Genomic DNA, 17,612 nt, shown 5'->3' with positions numbered 1-17,612 from the left:
GGAGTGGACCAGGAGCACGGCGGGATCATCCGGCACGGGGCGAAGCTGCTGTACGCCTACTGCAACGCGACGGTGCCGCGGATCTCGGTGGTGCTGCGCAAGGCGTACGGGGGTGCGTACATCGTGATGGATTCCCAGTCGATCGGGGCGGACCTGACGTTCGCGTGGCCGACGAACGAGATCGCGGTGATGGGCGCGGAGGGTGCGGCGAACGTGATCTTCCGGCGGCAGATCGCGGCGGCGGACGACCCGGAGGCGATGCGGGCCCGGATGGTCAAGGAGTACAAGGCGGAGCTGATGCACCCGTACTACGCGGCCGAGCGGGGGCTGGTCGACGACGTGATCGACCCGGCGCAGACGCGGCAGGTGCTCGTCGACTCGCTGCGGATGCTGCGCAGCAAGCACGCGGACCTGCCCTCCCGCAAGCACGGCAACCCGCCCCAGTGACAGGTGTCATGGAATTCGCCGCGCGGGCCTGAACCTCACCGGTCACGGGCCCCGATTTGACCCGCCGACGTCATGACGGTGCGACCTGCGACGGAGGGCGCCCGTGGCGCCGCGCGCCCGGATTGGTCACGTCCAATGACGGTTTCCGGGGTGGCACTCAGTGCCTTGGGCAAGGGTTTACAGTCCGCTGACCGCCGCCTAGTGTTCCGGACGTGACCAGGGCTCAACGACCACGAGGGACCAGGTCACAGCACGGTTGAGAGAACGTCAGGTTTCCGGCGCGTTACGGCTGGAACAACTTTCAGCGGTAGTCGTACCGGCGGCCTCGCTCCCTTCTTGGCATTCGGTATGGAATTGCGGGGGAAGGTGTATCCCGACAATGTTGGTGGAACGAGAAAATGAATCAAGATTTCTCGAGACGGCATTCTCGGAATGCGTCCAGGGGCACGGCCGCATTGCGCTGATCAGCGGAGCCGTCGCCAGCGGGAAGACCGAGCTGCTGCGTTCCTTCACCGACGCGTGCGCGTCCGACGGCGGCCTGGTCCTGTCCGCCACGGCCAGCACGGCGGACCGTGAGGACGCGTACGGCGTCGTCCGCCAGCTCCTCGACTGCGTGCCGGCCGACGCACCGGGCCTCGACGAGTTCGCGGTGCAGGACGTCGGCCCGGACACCGCCCGGGCGGCCGCCACCGCACTGCTCGACCTCTCCGCCACCGCACCGCTGGTGATCGTCGTCGACGACGTCCACTTCACCGATCGTGCGTCCATGGAATGGCTGCTGCGGCTCGCCAACCGCATCCGCTCCGAGCGCATCGTGCTGACCCTCGCGGAATCCGCCTCCAACTGGCCCACGCACGCCGGCTGCCGGATCGAACTGGTCCGTCAGGCGCATTTCCGCCGCATACGGCTGGCGCCGCTCAGCATCGGCGGCGTCTGCGAGGTCCTCTCCCGGCACCTCGGCCCGGAGGCGGCCCGGAGCATCGCCGCCGAGGTCCACCGCACCACCGGCGGCAACCAGCTCCTCGTCCGTGCGCTGGTCGAGGACTACTTCGACTCCCTCGACCACGTCGGCGGCGGCGCCTGGGAGGTCGGCGAGAGCTATCGGCAGGCCGTCCTCACCTGCCTGCACCGCAGCGGGCCCGAGGTGCTGGAGGCCGCCCGCGCGATGGCGGTGCTGGACGCGACCGGTTCGGTGAGCCGCATCGCCCAGCTCCTCGACCGCGACCCGCACGCCGTGACCCGGGCCCTCCAGGGACTCGACACCGTGGGGCTGGTCGCCGACGGCCGCTTCCGCCACCCGCACGCCCGGTCCGCCGTCTACGACGACCTCGACACCGGGGAACTCGCCGACCTCCACACTCGCGCAGCCCGCCTGATGTGCAAGGACGGCCATTTCAGCGAGGTCGCCGAGCACCTGGTCTCCGCCCGCTGCGTCCATGCCGACTGGGCCGTCGCCGAGCTCCGCCGCGCCGCCGAGGAGGCCCTGGCGGAGGACGACGAAAAGTCGGCCGTGCGCTACCTCGAGTTCGCCCTGTCGGTGTGCGGCGACCCCGAGGAGAGCGCGGCGCTGCGCCTGCGGCTGCTGCGAGCCGAACGGCGCAACGACCTGGAGGCCGTCGACCGGCACTGGCAGCAGCTGATGCGCGCCCACCACGCCGGTCTGCTGGACGCCTCCCAGCTCACCGCCCTGCTGCGGGTGGGCATGTGGCACGGCCGGATGCGGGACGGCGCCGAGATCATCGACCACCTCGCGGCGGCCACGCCGCCCCGCAGCGAGCACGCCGAAGCGGTGCTGACCAGCACCCAGCACTGGCTGCGGCACGCCTTCCCGCACTTCCTGCCGCACGGAGCCGAACTGGCCCCCCGGGACGCCGACCGTCCCACCGCCCGGCCGCCCGGCCGGAAGACGCAGGCCGCCACGCTGCTCAGCGTCCTCCTCACCGAGGGTCCGGAGGAGGACGAGCGGTGCAGCCGGGTCGCGGAGCAGATCCTCCAGAGCACCCCGCTCTCCGACGACTCCATCGAACCGGTGGCGTCCGCGCTCCAGGCACTGATCTTCACCGACCACCTTCCGCTGGCCGCCCGCTGGTGCGACGAACTGCTGGCCGAGGCGGCCACCCGCAAGGTCGCCTGGTGGCAGGCCATCCTCGCCGGCTGCCGCGCCGAGATCTCGCTGCGCGGCGGCGAACTGGCCGAGGCCGAACGGTACGCCGCCCGTGCGCTGTCGCTGATCGGCATGTCCGGCTGGGGCGTCGTCGTCGGCGCACCGCTCGGGATGCTGCTGCGGGTCTCCACCGCGATGGGCGACTTCGACAGCGCCCGCGCCTACCTGCGCAAGCCCGTGCCCGAGGGCACCTTCCAGACCCGGTACGGCCTCCAGTTCCTCCAGGCGCGCGGCCACTTCTACCTGGCCACCGACCGTCTCCAGGCCGCCCTCGACGACTTCCGCTACTGCGCGGAGCTGATGACCTCCTGGGGCATCGACGCCCCTGCCTTCCTCCCCTGGCGCAACGACCTGGCCGAGGTGCACCTGCGCATGGGGGACAAGCAGACGGCGCGCCGCTACGCGGAGGAACAGCTCGCGCTGGACGGCACCCGCCGCGGCCGTGCCCACGGCACGGCGCTCCGCCTGCTCGCCGCGACCTCCGGTGTCCGGGACCGGCTGCGGCTCCTCCAGGAGTCCGTCGAGGTGCTCCAGGCCTGCGGCGCCCGGCTGCAGCTCGCCCAGACGCTGCACGACCTGGGCCGGGCGCACCAGGCGGCCGGCGAGGTCGGCAAGGCCCGCATGATCTCCCGCCGGGCGGCACGCCTGGCCCGGGAGTGCGGCGCCCCGCAGCCTCCCGCGCAGCTCGCGGCCGCGAAGGAGGAGGAGCCCGCCGTCCTCCTCCCGTCCGACGCCGACCGGTGGCCGGTCACGCCGCCGGCCCCGGCCAAGGCGACGGACGTGCTCACGCTCTCCGAACGCAAGGTGGCCGCGCTCGCGTCCCTCGGCTACACCAACCGGGAGATCTCCGCCAAGCTCTTCATCACCGTCAGCACCGTGGAACAGCACCTGACGAAGGTCTTCCGCAAGCTCAAGGTGAAGAGCCGCACGGACCTCCCCGTCGAGCTGGAGCTCGAACTCGAACTCGCTCCGCCTTCCGTGCGGTGAGGAAATTCCCTGGTGAACCCCCTACAAGGGGGGTGCCGGGGCTGCCGCCGGGCAGGTCGGCTCCCTAGGCTCCGGGCTGAGCCCGGGGCCTCCCCGGGAGAGTCGGTACAGCCCTGTCGCACGGTCATGGCCCCCCACCCTGGAAAGCTGATGATTGAACAGATCCTGCCGACGCACGTCGCCACCTTCGACACGTTCCACGACCGGCCCGACGCCTATCTCTTCCCGGAGGAGAGGGCGCTGATACGGGAGTCCGTGGAGTCCCGAAGACGCGAGTTCACCACTGGCCGGCACTGCGCCCGCGCCGCCCTGACCCGCCTCGGCGTCGCCACCCCGCAGCCGCTGCCCCGCGGCCCCCGGGGTGCCGTGACCTGGCCCGACGGCGTCACCGGAACCATCACCCACTGCCGCGGCTACCGCGCCGCCGCCGTCGCCGACGTCTCCCGCACCGTCTCCCTCGGCATCGACGCCGAACCCGACGCACCCCTTCCGGAAGGCGTCCTGGAAGCCGTCGCCCTGCCCGAGGAACAGGTCGCGGTCAAGGAACTGCTCGGCGACCTGCCCGCCGTGCACTGGGACAAGCTGCTCTTCAGCGCCAAGGAAAGCGTCTACAAGACGTGGTTTCCGATGATGCGCCGTCCGCTGGAATTCGAGGACGCCCTCATCACCTTCGACCCCGCCGACGGGGAGTTCACCGCTCGACTGCTTCCGCACGCCGTACGCGGCGTTTCCGGAGCGCCCGAGGAGTTCACCGGGCGCTGGGTCGCCGCACACGGCCTGCTGGTCACCGCCATAGCCTTCCCCGCACGCGTCCCCGCCGGCGTCGGAGTGGGCGCCGGCCGCGACGCACGGCGCGCCGGCGACGAGGTGTTCGCCTGAGACGCACCCCACGGTCCCCCTGACAGACCGGTGGCGGCGCCCCATACGGGGGCGCCGCCACCGGGCGTCTCACCGTCCCGCGTCAGAGGCCCGGGAACTCCCCGGTGCTCGCCGCCACGGCGTCCCGCAGGGCCCCGACGATCCGGTCCACCTGCTCGGCGGTGACGATCAGCGGCGGCGCCACCGACAACACGGTCCCCTCGCAGCGCACGATCACGCCGGCGGCCGCGCACGCGGCCTGCACCTCGAAACCGCGCGCCATGGAGTCGAACTCGACGCCGACCATCAGGCCGAGCCCGCGCACGTCACGCACGCCGTCCAGGGAACCGATCTGCTCCCGCAGCCCGTTCTGCAGCCGGTCGCCCATCGCCGCGGCGTTCTCGACCAGGCCGTCCTCCTCGATGACCCGCAGCACGGACAGCGCCACCGCGGTGCCGAGGCCGTGCCCGCTGGTGGTGTGACCGTGGCGCAGCCCGCCCAGCATCGGGTCGGTCGCGAACACGTCCGCGATCCGCTCGGTCATGGTGACGGCGGCGAGCGGGGCGTAACCGCTGGTCAGGCCCTTCGCCATGGTGACCAGGTCGGGCGTGATCCCCTCCCGCTGGTGTGCGAACCAGGCGCCGGTGCGGCCCAGCCCGGTGGTCACCTCGTCGAGCACGAGCAGGACACCGTGCCGGTCGCAGATCTCGCGTACCGCCCGGAGGTAGCCGTCCGGGAGCGGGCGGATGCCGCCCACACCCAGCACCGGCTCGACGAAGAACGCGGCGACGGTGTCGGCGCCCGCCGCGAGGATGGCCTCCTCCAGCGCCTCCGGGCCCGGGACCACGCACTCCTCGTGCTCCGCGCCCGCGGCGCACGCGCCGCAGCGCGTCGGCGAGGGGATCTGCACGAAGCCCTCCGGACGGGGCCCGCAGCCGGTCCAGGCCATGGGGTTGGCCATCATGGCGGTGGCCGCGGTGGTGGTGCCGTGGTAGCAGTCGGCCAGCGAGATGATCGTGGTCCGCTCCGGACGCCCGCTGATCGCGTGGTACATGCGGACGATGCGCAGCGCCGCCTCGGTCGACTCCGAACCGGAGTTGCAGAACAGCGTTCGGGTCAGCGGCTCGCCCAGCAGCTCCGCCAGGCGGGCGCCCAGCAGCACGGCCGGTTCGTTGGACGCGCCCAGCAAGGCGTACGTCATCAGCTTGCCGGCCTGCTCCGAGAGGGCGTCCAGCACCCGCTTGTTGCCGTAGCCCAGGGTGGCGTTGAACTGGCCGCTGCGGCCGTCGAGGTAGGTGCGGCCGTGCGCGTCGGTCACCTCGCAGCCCTGCCCGGCGACGATCATCAGCTGCTCCGAGACCCCGTGCGGGGTCCACGGGTGCAGCAGGTGACGGCGGTCCAGGGCGACGAGCTCGTCACCGCTCGGCGAGGTCGGTGCGGTGGACGGGATGTCGTTCATCGGCGGTATCTCCAGGGGAAGACCGGGGGAGTCGGGTGCGTGCGGCGCCTGGCGCGGAAGGTCACCAGCGGACGGCCGTGGCGGCGGCGAAGTCGCCCGCGTAGGCGAAGCCGGAGAGCACCAGGAGGTCGCCCTTGCGCAGCATTCCGTCGTCGCGTGCCTTGGCCAGGGTCACCGGGACGCCGGCGCCGAAGAGGTTGCCGTAGGAGTCGAAGGTGTCCGGGTGCCGCTCGGGCTTGACGCCCAGCGACTCCCGCCAGTTGGCGAGGAACATCCGGTTCGGCTGGTTGGTGACCAGCAGGTCGATGTCCGCCGTCGGGGTGTCCAGGCGCTCGCACAGCTCGGTGGTGACCCGGGGAACCATGCGGTTGCCCCGCTCGACGATCTCCTGCACACCGGAGTTGGTGAACCCGAAGTCGACCTCGCCCTCGCCCGGCTCCCAGTACTTTCGGGTGTCGACGGAGAGGTTCATGTCGTAGGTGTAGCGCGGCTCGTGCAGCGTCACCGAGTCCAGGATCGGGGACTCGTCCCCGGCCCGCAGGAACGCGACGCCGCAACCGTCGCCCGGGATCGGCGCGTGCCGACGGTGCCGCATCTCGGGCCGGGCGAAGAACTGGCCGGCCATGTTGGCCACGTTGCAGATCAGTGCGCTGCGGGCGCCTCCGCTCGCGATGACCTGCCGCGCGATCTTCATCATGTGGACGAAGGAGATGCACCCGCTGTTGTGGACGTCGATGATCCACTCCGGAGCCGGTTTCAGGCCCAGCCGGTTGACGAGCTCCGCACCGGAACCGTTGATGATGCGGTCCGGGATGGTGACGTTGGTCAGCACCATGTCCACGTGGGCGTCCTCGCCCCGGGCACGGATGCGTTCGAGCATCGGCGCGACGGCCCGCTCCATCAACTGGGACGCGGTCTCCCGCGGGTCGATGTGCCGCCGCTCGGCGGGCGCCCGCAGGAAGTGGTTGTCCGAGTCGGCCTCGGCCGCGTCCGGGGCGAGGTAGAAGTCGGCGCCGACGACGCGCTCCGGGAGGAACGCGTCGACGTCGACCAGGCTGACCGGTATCACTCGGCGGCCCCGGGCTGCTCGGAGCCCAGGATCGGCAGGCCGTTGGCGTGCCGGTACTCCAGGATCCGCTTGAGGTTGGTCAGTTCGATCATGTGGCCCGCGTAGAACATGTCCCACAGGTCGCCGACCCAGGGGCGCTCGGAGTTCGGGGCCAGCTCGGGATAGGGGTTCTTGTCGTAGTTCTGGTGGTGGCAGTTGATCCAGGTCACCACCGAGCCGGGCTTGCCCAGGACCTCCTCGGCGGGCAGCACCCGGAAGAAGTAGCGCATCCACAGGTCGTCGCCCTGGTCCCACGCGCAGTGGTAGTCCAGCGTCATGGCCTCGGCGCTCGACACCAGACGCATGTAGATCTTGGTGTCCGGCACGATGATGTCCCGGCCCAGGTAGACGCCCGGGACGTCGGTGGGCTCGAAGTCACGGGTGCTGACCGTGTACTCCTCCAGGCTCTTGACGTCGCAGAGGTACCGGAAGACGTCCTCCGGCGGGCAGTCGATGTAGCTCTGGATCGGGCAGAAGTCGCCGAACATCTCGTCGTGCGGGTAGGCGTCCTTCTGCATCTCCCGGGCGTCCTGGATCAGCTGCTCGGGGGGCGTGATCTCGCAGTGGACGATGCCGGGGATGTCAGCCAACTGGGGGGGCAGGGTGGCCATGCGGTGCTCCTGAGGTGTGGGTGTTCCGGGCGTTCAGCAGGTGGAGGAACGGCGTGAACGGCGGCATGTCGTCCGGGTCGCACCGGACGCCGATCAGGGCCGGACCCGCCGTCTCGTTGGTGTCGAGCAGCGTGTCTCGGAGCTGCTCGGCGGTGTGCGCCTCGACGGCCGTGAGCGACGGGAACATGGCCCGCGCCCCGGCCGCGATGTCCGCGGGCTTGAAGGAGTTGTAGGAGTAGGTGCCCTCGTAGAAGAGCTGCTCGCGGGTGACGCACATGCCGTGCGCGTTGTTGTCGAAGATCACGAACGTGACCGGAAGGCCGTACTCGACGGCGGTGTGCAGCTCCATGCCGTGGGCGTAGAAGCCGCCGTCGCCGGAGAGCACGTAGGTGCGCCGGCCGGTGGCGAAGGCGGCACCGATGCCGGCGCCGAAGCTGTGGCCCATGCCGCCCATGCCCATGGCGATGACGTAGTTCCCGCGGCGGGGCGTCGCCAGGTAGTGGATGGCCGCGGCGCTGGCGTTGCCCGCGTCGGAGACGACGGTGGCGTCCTCGGGCACGGCGGCCTCGATGGCCCGCACCGCGTCCACCAGTCGTACGCCGCTGGTGCCGGTGTCGGGTAGCAGCAGGTGCTCGGGACCCTCCGCCGCGCAGGCCGCGGGGCGCTCGGGGAGAGCGGCCAGCGCCTCGTTGAGCGCATGCAGTTCGGTGCGCAAGCAGCCGTCCACGTGCAGGGCGGGACGGCCCCCCGGGCGCGGTTCGGGGAAGGGCGGCTCGGGGTCGTAGGCGACCAGCGGGGTGTCCGCGAGCGCCACGTCGAGGCCCGCCCGCGCCATCACCGGCAGCCGGGTGCCGACCAGGACGCACACCGCGGCCTTCTCGATGCCGCGCAGCACAGTGGGGTGGCCGATCGCGCCGGTGACGCCGAGGAACCGCGGATCGTGGTTGTCGAAGGCGTCCTTGCCCTCCGGGGTGACGGCCACCGTGGCGTCCAGCAGCGCGGCCAGCCGTGCGAGTTCGGCGCGGGCGTCCTGGTGTGCCACGCCGTCGCCCGCGACGAGCACCACGTCCGCGCCGCGCGCCGCCTCCGCGGTGAGCAGTTCGGCGGCGGCGCCGCGCCGGGCGGCGGCCGGTTCCTCGCGGACCGGCAGCAGGTCCCGCACGGGGAGCAGCCCCTCGGCGGCCGCCTGCTGGACGTCCTTGGGCAGCAGCAGGACCGCGGGGCCGCCGCGCGGGCCGCGGGTGGCGTCCACCGCCGCCGCGAGCAGTTCGCCGGCGTCGGCGGGGTCGTCGATCCGGGCGCAGAAGCGGCTGATGGAGCCGAAGAGCTGCACGGCGTCCAGCGAGCCGGAGAGGCCGCTGGAGTCCTGGAAGGCGCCGCGACCCTCGAGCGGGCGGGGCGGCTGGCCGACGAGCGCGAGCAGCGGAACCCGTGCGGCGTACGCCTCGGAGACGCCCGGCACCAGGTTCATCGCTCCGGCGCCGGAGGTGGTCATCACGACGCCGAGGCCGCCGCCGGTGCGGTGGCTGCCCTCGGCCATGCAGGCCGCGGCGAACTCGTGCTTGGCCACCACGGGGGTGAGGCGGCCCGAGTGGTGGGCGGCGTCGTAGAGGTCCTCGATGTTCGCGCCACCGACGCCGAAGACGTGGCGGACCCCCAGCGCTGCCAGGGATTCCACCAGGTAGTCGGCGACGCGCGGACCACCGCTGTGCATGGTGCCTCCCGTGGAGCAGGTGACCCGTCTCCACGGGAGGCTGCACGCGGGTGCGGCCTGCCGGGAGAAACGGTCGGAACAGGCCGGAAGCGTAGGGACGCGCCGTCGGGGCGGGCCACGGTCGCGGGCAGACGGTAGTGGTTGTTCTAGAGCCTCCCCCGCCGGGCCAACCCTGCGCCGTCGGCGGCGCTCAGCGCTTGCGCGCGGTGCGGGCGAGGCCGGCGATGAGCACCAGGCCGACGGCCAGGTGCAGCAGCACGAGGGTGACCTTCGCACCCGTGGTGACGCCGTTCAGCGGGCCGGTGAACAGGGACAGCACCAGCACCACCGAGGCGATGACGCTCCATACGGTTCCGGGCTTCGACGCCTTGCGCTCCAGCAGCTCCAGCAGGCCCCAGCCGAGCAGGCCGGAGAGGACGCCGGCGACGATGACCGACGGCAGCTGGACGGTGGTCTCGGTCGCACCGGTCTTCGCGACCACCTTCACGTCGAAGGCGACGCGGGCGACGAACCACACCGCGGCCCCCACCAGGGTGGCGACGACCATGGCGACGATCCGCGGGCCGTTGGTGCTCTGCTTCGCCGCTGTCGGGCCGGATGCGGCGTTAGTGCTGGTCATGGTCAGCCTCCTGCTGCGGGGGGTGGGGGCGGCCGGTCCTTCAGGCCGGGTGCGCGGAGGTTCTCGGCGCGGCCCGACGGTAACGGCACGGACACCCGCTCCGGGTGGAGCTCGGACCGTCCGGGCTGGCCTGTAGGGATTCCCTTAGGGGCCTCTCGTCCAGGCTGGAGCCGCACTGGCTTGGGGTGTTGTGCTCGCTCGGCCGACCGGTCCAGGGCGACCGCGAACCGACCGCTCCCCGTGACGAGCCGTTCCCTCCGCATGCCCGGAGCACCTCGGGCGTCCCGTACGCACCGACTCGCGGCAACGCGCGGAAAGCCGCGTCGGCGCGGCGGCGTTCGCGGGGACCGGCGCGGACGACCCGTGCGGTGCCGACCGGACTGTACTCATGCCGAACACATACCTGAGGAGATGGCACGGGTGGACGCAGGGATCAAGCGCGAGGTCGAGCAGAAGGTGGCGGCCGGCGAGCGGCTCAGCCGTGAGGACGGCATCGCGCTGTACGAGTGCGACGACCTGGCCTGGCTCGGCGGTCTCGCCCACGAGGTGCGGACGCGGAAGAACGGCGACGTCGTCCACTTCAACGTCAACCGGCACCTGAACATGACCAACGTGTGCACGGCGTCGTGCGCGTACTGCTCCTTCCAGCGCAAGCCGGGGGAGAAGGACGCCTACACCATGCGCATCGAGGAGGCCGTCAAGCTCGCCAAGGCCATGGAGAACGAGCAGCTCACCGAGCTGCACGTGGTCAACGGCCTGCACCCGACGCTGCCCTGGCGCTACTACCCGCGTTCCATCCGGGCGCTGAAGGAGGCGCTGCCGGACACCGTCGCGGTCAAGGCGTTCACCGCCACCGAGATCCACTGGTTCGAGCGGATCTCCGGCATGCCCGCGTCGGAGATCCTGGACGAGCTGATCGACGCCGGCCTGGAGTCGCTGACCGGCGGCGGCGCGGAGATCTTCGACTGGGACGTCCGCCAGCACATCGTCGACCACGACACCCACTGGGAGGACTGGTCGCGCATCCACCGCCTGGCGCACGAAAAGGGCATCAAGACCCCGTGCACCATGCTGTACGGGCACATCGAGGAGCCGCGCCACCGCGTCGACCACGTGCTGCGGCTGCGTGAACTCCAGGACGAGACCGGCGGCTTCCAGGTCTTCATCCCGCTCCGCTACCAGCACGACTTCCACGACTCCATGGACGGCAAGGTCCGCAACCGCCTCATGGAGCGGACCAAGATGGCCTCGCCCGCCGAGGCGCTGAAGACCTTCGCCGTCTCCCGCCTGCTCTTCGACAACGTGCCGCACGTCAAGGTCTTCTGGGTCATGCACGGCCTGCGCACCGCCGAGCTCGCCCTGTCGCACGGCGCGGACGACATCGACGGCTCGGTCGTCGAGTACAAGATCACGCACGACGCCGACGCCTACGGCACCCCCGACAAGATGAACCGCGAGAGCCTGCTCGACCTGATCCGGGACGCCGGTTTCCAGCCGGTGGAGCGCAACACCCGCTACGAGGTCATCGGCGAGTTCGACGGCCCGGACGCCGCGCGCCGCGACACCCCGCAGCCGATGCGGGTGTGAACCGCCCGCTTGCGACGGCGACCCGAAGACGACCTCACAGATCGGTAGGCACGTGATGACTGACCAGGACGAGAAGCTCGAGGTCTGGATCGACCAGGACCTGTGCACGGGTGACGGCATCTGCTGTCAGTACGCGCCCGACATCTTCGAACTCGACATCGACGGCCTGGCGTACGTGAAGGACGAGGAGGGCGAACTCCTCCAGAAGGAGGGCTCCTCCGTCCTCGTTCCCACCATCGCCGTCCGCGACGTCCGCGACTCCGCGAAGGACTGCCCGGGCGACTGCATCCACGTGCGCCGGCAGAGCGACGGCGTCGAGGTGTACGGACCGAACGCAGAAGACGACTGATGCCGGTCGTCGCGGGCCGACCGTCCGCCGGAGGGGAGACCCGGGAGACGGTGCGCCGTCCCCGGGTCGGACACATCGACTTCCTGAACTGCCTCCCGCTGTTCTGGGGCCTGGCCCGCACGGGCCACCTGCTCGACTTCGACCTGCGCAAGGAGTCGCCCGAGCGGCTGAGCGACGCGCTCGTGGCCGGGGAACTGGACGTCGGCCCGATCAGCGTCATGGAGTACCTGCGCAACGCCGAGGACCTGGTCCTGCTGCCGGACATCGCGGTCGGCGCCGACGGCCCGGTGATGTCCTGCCTGCTGCTCAGCAAGGTGCCGCTGGACGAACTGGACGACGTGCCGCTGGCCTGCACGACGACCAGCCGCACCTCGGTGCGGCTCGCCGAACTGCTGCTCGCCGAGTCGGTGGGGGTGAAGCCGAAGTACTTCAGCTGCCCGCCCGACCTGCCGACCATGATGGCCGGCGCTCCGGCGGCCGTGGTCATCGGTGACGCGGCGCTGCGCGCCTCGCTGCTCGACGCCGGCACGTTCGGCTTCGAGGTCCACGACCTGGCCGACATGTGGCGGGAGTGGACCGGCCTCCCCTTCGTCTTCGCCGTCTTCGCGGCGCGACGGGAGTTCCTCGAGGCCCGTCCGGAGACGGTCCGCGAGGTGCACGCCGGGTTCCTCGCCTCCCGCGAGCTGTTCCTCGACGAGATCGACGAGGTGTGCACCAAGGCCGCGCGCTGGGAGGACTTCGACGCGGAGACGCTGAAGCGGTACTACCTGTCCGCCCTCGACTTCCAGCTCGGCGAGCGGCAGCTCGCCGGCCTCAAGGAGTTCGCCCGCCGCGTGGGCGGCGCCGGGGCGGGCTTCCCGCCGGACGTACGGATCGACCTGCTGGAGACCGGACCCTCGGCCTGACGCCGCCGGTTCGCGCACCTCACCCGAGAGAGAAAGGCGGCCCGAAGTGGCCAACCCGACCAGTCGTCTCACCGCTGCTCTGGACCGTGCCGCCGAGGGAGGCCGCATCACGCCCGAAGAGGCGCTGGAGCTCTACCGCGACGCTCCGCTGCACGCGCTCGGGCGGGCCGCCGACGCCGTGCGCCGCCGCCGGTACGCCGGCCGCGAGAACCTGGCGACGTACATCATCGAGCGGAACATCAACTACACCAACGTCTGCGTGACGGCGTGCAAGTTCTGCGCGTTCTACGCCCCGCCGAAGTCGGAGGCGGGCTGGGAGCGGGACCTGGAGGAGATCCTGCGCCGCTGCGGCGAGACCGTCGAGCTGGGCGGCACGCAGATCATGTTCCAGGGCGGCCACCACCCGGACCACGGCGTCGAGTACTACGAGCGCATGTTCAGCGAGATCAAGAAGGCCTACCCGGAGCTGGTCATCCACTCCCTGGGTGCCTCCGAGGTCGCGCACATGTCGAAGGTCTCCGAGGTCACTCCCGAGGAGGCGGTCCGCCGCATCCACGAGGCGGGTCTGGACTCGTTCGCGGGCGCCGGTGCGGAGCTGCTGCCGGAGCGGCCGCGGAAGGCGATCGCGCCGCTGAAGGAGTCCGGCGAACGCTGGCTGGAGATCATGGAGATCGCCCACAACCTGGGCGTCGAGTCGACCACGACCATGCTGATGGGCACGGGCGAGACGAACGCGGAGCGGATCGAGCACCTGCGGATGATCCGCGACGTGCAGGACCGCACCGGCGGCTTCCGCGCGTTCATCCCCTACACCTACCAGCCGGAGAACAACGCGCTGAAGGGCCGCACGCAGGCCACCTCCCTGGAGTACCTGCGTCTGATCGCGATCTCGCGGATCTTCCTCGACAACGTCGCCCACATCCAGGGCTCCTGGCTCACGACGGGCAAGGAGCTGGGCCAGCTCACCCTGCACTACGGCGCCGACGACCTCGGCTCGGTGATGCTGGAGGAGAACGTCGTCTCCTCCGCGGGCGCCAAGCACCGCTCCAACCTGCCCGAGCTGATCGAGCTCATCCGCGGCTCGGACCGGGTGCCCGCGCAGCGCAACACCACCTACGAGATCCTGCGCGTGCACGACGACCCGGCGCACGACCCGGTCGACGAGAAGGTCGTCTCGCACCTGTCGTCCACGGTCGACTCCGGCGAGGGCATCCGCAAGCGCCGGTCCCTCAAGGTCCTCCCGACGGCCGGCTGAGGGGTGGCGCGAGCGATGAAGGTATTCGTCACGGGCGGCGCGGGCTTCATCGGCTCGCAGTACGTCCGCGCCATGCTGGCCGGCGACTACGCCGGCTACGAGGACGCCGAGGTCACCGTCTTCGACCTGCTCACCTACGCGGGCAACACGGCGAACCTGCCGATGGACCACGAGCGGCTGACGTTCATCCAGGGCGACATCCGCGACGGCGCCGCGCTGGACCGGGTACTCCCCGGGCACGACGTCGTGGTCCACTTCGCCGCCGAGTCCCACGTGGACCGGTCGGTGGCCGGTGCGGAGCCGTTCGTCTCCACCAACGTGCTGGGCACCCAGCAGCTGCTGGACGCGAGCCTGCGGGCCGAGGTCCGCACCGTGCTGTGCGTCTCCACGGACGAGGTGTACGGCTCGATCGAGTCCGGGTCCTGGGACGAGCACGAACCACTGCTGCCCAACTCGCCCTACTCGGCGTCCAAGGCGGGCAGCGACCTCATCGCCCGTGCCTTCTGGCGCACCCACGGCCTGGACGTGCGGATCACCCGCTGCTCCAACAACTACGGGCCGTACCAGAACGTCGAGAAGCTCATCCCGCTGTTCATCACCAACCTGCTGGCCGGCAAGCCCGTCGGGCTGTACGGCGACGGGAGCAACGTCCGCGAGTGGCTGCACGTCGCCGACCACTGCGCGGCGCTGCAGCTGGTGCTGACCGACGGCGCGCCGGGCGAGGTCTACAACATCGGCAGCGGCGTCGAGGTCACCAACGCCGAGATCACCGACCACCTGCTCGACCTGTGCGGTGCGGACCGGGGTCTCGTGCGGTTCGTGGAGGACCGCAAGGGCCACGACCTGCGCTACTCCCTCGACCTCGGCAAGATCACCAAGCTCGGGTTCAGCCCGGCGGTCGACTTCGCCGACGGGCTCAAGTCGACGGTCGAGTGGTACCGCGACCGCTCCGACTGGTGGGCACCGGGGTCACCGGTGTCCTGACCCCCGCACCCCACCCCTCACCGCCCGGTCGGCACGTGCCGACCGGGCGGTGCCGTCTCCGGACGGCGTCGGTGCGGGCCGGGCCCTGCCGGTCCCGCCTACGCCTCGTCGTCCCAGGTGACCGGGAGTGTGTGCACCCCGTAGTGGAGCATGTCGGTCCGCAGCGGGACCTCGTCCGCGGGGACGGCGAGACGGAGCGAGGGGAAACGGGCGAACAGCGCCGGGTAGGCGACGCGCAGGATGCTGCGGGCCAGGTGCTGGCCGATGCACTGGTGCTCGCCGTGGCCGAAGGCCAGGTGCCCCTGGGTGGAACGTGTGAGGTCGAGGCGGTCCGCGTCGGGGAAGTGCTGCGGGTCCCGGTTGGCCGCCGGCAGGGAGACCACCACGGTGTCGCCGGCGCGGACCGCGCTGCCGTCCAGGTCGACGTCCTCGAGGGCGGCCCTGCTGGCGCCCAGGTGGGAGATGGTCAGGTACCGCAGCAGCTCCTCCACCGCGTTGTCCGCCAGCTCCGGCCCCTCGCGCAGCAGCGCGAGCTGGTCCGGGTGCTCCAACAGCGCGAAGGTGCCCAGCGCCAGCATGTTGGCGGTGGTGTCGAAGCCGCCGCCGAGCAGCGCCCAGGCGATGTTGACCAGTTCCTCGTCGGTGACCTTCCCGCCGGCGGCCAGGTCGCCGAGCAGGTCGTCGCCCGGGTCGGCGTGCTTCTCGGCGACCAGCTTCTGCAGCGCCTCCCCGATGACCGTGCACGACTCGATCAGCTCCTCCACGGTGTACGTCATCCGGGAGAGCAGGGCGAGGTGTTCGCTCAGCGGCTCGCGCACGTGGTCCGGGACGCCGAGCATCTCGCACATGACGCGGACCGGAAGCGGTTCCGCGAAGGCGGCGACCAGGTCGACCGGCCGCTCGTCGCGCGGGGTGCGGGCCATCGCGTCCAGGTGCTCGGTGGTGAGCCGCGTGATCATCGGGGTCAGTTCGGCGACCCCGCGCATCGTGAACCGGCGCGTGATCAGCCGCCGGTAGTGCGAGTGGTCGGGCTGATCCATCTTGATGAACGCGCCGGGCCCCGCGGCCGGTGGCTGGTACTCCGTGAGGGGGAACGGCGGCGGGATCGGCAGGCCGATCAGTTCGTTGCGGTGGCTGAAACGCCGGTCGCTCAGCACCGCGCGGGCCGCGGCGAGGCGCGTGACCAGCCAGCCGCCGCCGTCGCCCGGCCCGACGGTGAGCTTCAGCGGCGACACCGGGCACGTCTCGCGCAGCTCCGCGTACGCCGGGGGCGGGTCGAACGGGCAGGTCCGTTCGACCGGGAGCGTCGCCGGGGTGGGGTGGTCGTCGGTCGTGTCGGTCACGAGTGCTCCAGCGAACGGGTGGACAGCCGGTCCTCGATGACGTCGGCGGCGCGCGCCGCACCGCCGGCCGCGTGGATGTGGCGCCGCATCTCCTGCGCCCGCTCCCGCATCCCGGAGTCCTCGCAGACCCGGGTGACGGCCGCCTGCAGCGCCTCCACCGAGGCGTCCTCCGGCCGGACCGTCTCCCCGAGCCCCAGCTGGGCGAGACGCTTGGCGTTCACCTTCTGCTCGGGGTGGTGCGGGACGACCACCATGGGCACGCCCTTGTGCAGCGACTCCATGATGCTCCCCATGCCGGACTGGCACAGGAAGACCGAGGTGTGGGCGAGCACGGCGCTCAGCGGGACCCAGGAGTGGGCCTCGACGTTGGGCGGCAGCGGGCCGAGGTCCGCCGGGTCGACGCGGCTGCCGAGGGCCATCACGACGTGCCAGGGCGAGTCCGCGAACGCACGGGCGCAGTCGCGGAAGAAGTCCGGCCGGCCGTGGATGGTGGTGCCCAGCGACACCAGCAGCACCGGCCTGCCGTCGGCCGGAGGAGTCCAGGCGTGGTCCTCCCGGCGCTGCCCGACCGTCGGACCGACGAAGGCGTGGCGTGCGTCGAACGTCCCGGCCGAGAACTGGAACTCCTTCGGCAGGAACGCGACCGTGAACTCCTCGTGGCCGTAGAAGAGTTCCGCCTGAGCCTCCTCGGGCAGCCCGCTGCCGGTCACCAGCTCGGTGAGCCGGGCCGCGAACTCGGCGAGGGCCGGGTGCTTCGGGTCGATCTCCCCGGCGAACTCGTTGCACTCGTCCGACAGGTTGAAGTGCTCGCTGGAGATGAACGTGGGGGACACCTGGACCCGGGGGCGGTCCCAGCCGGCCGCGAGCAGCCGCCCGGTGAGCCACAGCGTCGTGTCGTAGACCACGGCGTCCGGCGGTCCGTCGGCGAACGCCGCCTCGATCGCCGGCATCACGGCGGTGCTCGACTCCAGCAGCCGCAGGGCGGAGCGGGCCGACTCGTCGGCGTCGATGACCTCCGGCGGGGAGGCGGTGGACAGCGGCGGTTCGTAGAGCCGCACCTCGGCGCCCGTCGCCCGTACCCGCTCCGCGAACTCCTCGCTGGCGAAACAGGTCACCCGGTGCCCGCGTGCCACCAGCTCAGACAGCACGGCGATCACCGGCATGGTGTGCCCGTAGGACGGATACGGCAGGAACGCGAGGTGCCGGCGGGGCCGTTCCACGG

15 protein-coding genes are annotated in these 17,612 nt (G+C 71.4%); 8 read left to right on the top strand and 7 right to left on the bottom strand.

Annotated elements, in window-relative coordinates; genetic code table 11:
* The 3 genes from K304_RS0117780 to K304_RS29635 all read left to right on the top strand — a co-directional run.
* On the top strand, positions 1–447 hold a 447-nt coding region (locus K304_RS0117780; protein WP_037791315.1), incomplete at its 5' end, for a carboxyl transferase domain-containing protein.
* A gap of 379 nt (positions 448–826) precedes the next feature.
* Positions 827–3,598: a LuxR family transcriptional regulator gene (locus tag K304_RS29640; protein ID WP_051308573.1), complete on the top strand. Its 2,772-nt coding sequence runs from the start codon at positions 827–829 to the stop codon at positions 3,596–3,598.
* A 150-nt stretch (positions 3,599–3,748) separates the two neighbouring features.
* Positions 3,749–4,477 carry a 4'-phosphopantetheinyl transferase superfamily protein gene (locus K304_RS29635; protein WP_051308572.1) on the top strand — a complete coding sequence of 243 codons (729 nt, stop codon included), beginning with the start codon at positions 3,749–3,751 and terminating at the stop codon, positions 4,475–4,477.
* Positions 4,478–4,559: 82 nt separating this feature from the next.
* Here K304_RS29635 and K304_RS0117765 read toward each other — a convergent pair whose 3' ends face one another.
* The 5 genes from K304_RS0117765 to K304_RS0117745 all read right to left on the bottom strand — a co-directional run bounded on the left by K304_RS0117765 (position 4,560) and on the right by K304_RS0117745 (position 9,967).
* Positions 4,560–5,915: an aminotransferase class III-fold pyridoxal phosphate-dependent enzyme gene (locus tag K304_RS0117765; protein ID WP_027764865.1), complete on the bottom strand. Its 1,356-nt coding sequence runs from the start codon at positions 5,913–5,915 to the stop codon at positions 4,560–4,562.
* A 61-nt stretch (positions 5,916–5,976) separates the two neighbouring features.
* Positions 5,977–6,984: a 3-oxoacyl-[acyl-carrier-protein] synthase III C-terminal domain-containing protein gene (locus K304_RS0117760; protein ID WP_027764864.1), complete on the bottom strand. Its 1,008-nt coding sequence runs from the start codon at positions 6,982–6,984 to the stop codon at positions 5,977–5,979.
* The gene (locus K304_RS0117755; RefSeq protein WP_027764863.1) at positions 6,981–7,634 is read right to left on the bottom strand and encodes an SRPBCC family protein; all 654 of its coding nucleotides are present in this window, start codon (positions 7,632–7,634) and stop codon (positions 6,981–6,983) included. The genes K304_RS0117760 and K304_RS0117755 overlap by 4 nt, the downstream gene beginning before the upstream one ends.
* Positions 7,606–9,348 (bottom strand): thiamine pyrophosphate-binding protein, encoded by a 1,743-nt coding sequence (locus K304_RS29630; RefSeq protein ID WP_078529298.1) that lies wholly within the window; start codon positions 9,346–9,348, stop codon positions 7,606–7,608. Before K304_RS29630 ends, K304_RS0117755 begins: the two co-directional genes overlap by 29 nt.
* A 190-nt stretch (positions 9,349–9,538) precedes the next feature.
* The gene (locus tag K304_RS0117745) at positions 9,539–9,967 is read right to left on the bottom strand and encodes a DUF6069 family protein (RefSeq protein WP_037790897.1); all 429 of its coding nucleotides are present in this window, start codon (positions 9,965–9,967) and stop codon (positions 9,539–9,541) included.
* Between the two features lie 420 nt (positions 9,968–10,387).
* Here K304_RS0117745 and mqnE point away from each other — a divergent pair, with 420 nt between their 5' ends.
* Genes mqnE through rfbB form a run of 5 tightly spaced genes read left to right on the top strand, consistent with a single transcriptional unit; the run spans position 10,388 to position 15,047 of the window.
* On the top strand, positions 10,388–11,554 hold the full coding sequence (gene mqnE, locus K304_RS0117740; protein WP_027764861.1) for an aminofutalosine synthase MqnE: 1,167 nt from the start codon (positions 10,388–10,390) through the stop codon (positions 11,552–11,554).
* Positions 11,555–11,609: 55 nt separating this feature from the next.
* On the top strand, positions 11,610–11,903 hold the full coding sequence (locus K304_RS0117735; RefSeq protein ID WP_027764860.1) for a ferredoxin: 294 nt from the start codon (positions 11,610–11,612) through the stop codon (positions 11,901–11,903).
* A complete protein-coding gene (locus tag K304_RS0117730; protein WP_051308571.1) occupies positions 11,903–12,808 on the top strand; it encodes a menaquinone biosynthesis protein in 906 nt (301 codons plus the stop codon). Before K304_RS0117735 ends, K304_RS0117730 begins: the two co-directional genes overlap by 1 nt.
* A 46-nt stretch (positions 12,809–12,854) precedes the next feature.
* Positions 12,855–14,063, top strand: coding sequence for a cyclic dehypoxanthinyl futalosine synthase (mqnC, locus tag K304_RS0117725; protein ID WP_027764858.1), 1,209 nt, complete (start codon positions 12,855–12,857; stop codon positions 14,061–14,063).
* Positions 14,064–14,078: 15 nt separating this feature from the next.
* Positions 14,079–15,047 (top strand): dTDP-glucose 4,6-dehydratase, encoded by a 969-nt coding sequence (gene rfbB / locus K304_RS0117720; RefSeq protein ID WP_027764857.1) that lies wholly within the window; start codon positions 14,079–14,081, stop codon positions 15,045–15,047.
* A gap of 98 nt (positions 15,048–15,145) precedes the next feature.
* On the opposite strand, the gene K304_RS0117715 is transcribed toward rfbB, so the two are convergent.
* Together K304_RS0117715 and K304_RS0117710 are read right to left on the bottom strand one after the other, a co-directional pair.
* Positions 15,146–16,390, bottom strand: a complete 1,245-nt coding sequence (locus tag K304_RS0117715; protein WP_027764856.1) for a cytochrome P450 — start codon at positions 16,388–16,390, stop codon at positions 15,146–15,148.
* Positions 16,387–17,610, bottom strand: coding sequence for a macrolide family glycosyltransferase (locus K304_RS0117710; RefSeq protein WP_027764855.1), 1,224 nt, complete (start codon positions 17,608–17,610; stop codon positions 16,387–16,389). The genes K304_RS0117715 and K304_RS0117710 overlap by 4 nt, the downstream gene beginning before the upstream one ends.
* Between the last annotated feature and the right edge of the window lie 2 nt (positions 17,611–17,612).

This window comes from Streptomyces sp. CNS606, from assembly GCF_000426325.1.
The sequence above is the reverse complement of the archived record's forward strand: the minus strand, read 5'-3'. Positions and strand labels throughout refer to the sequence as shown.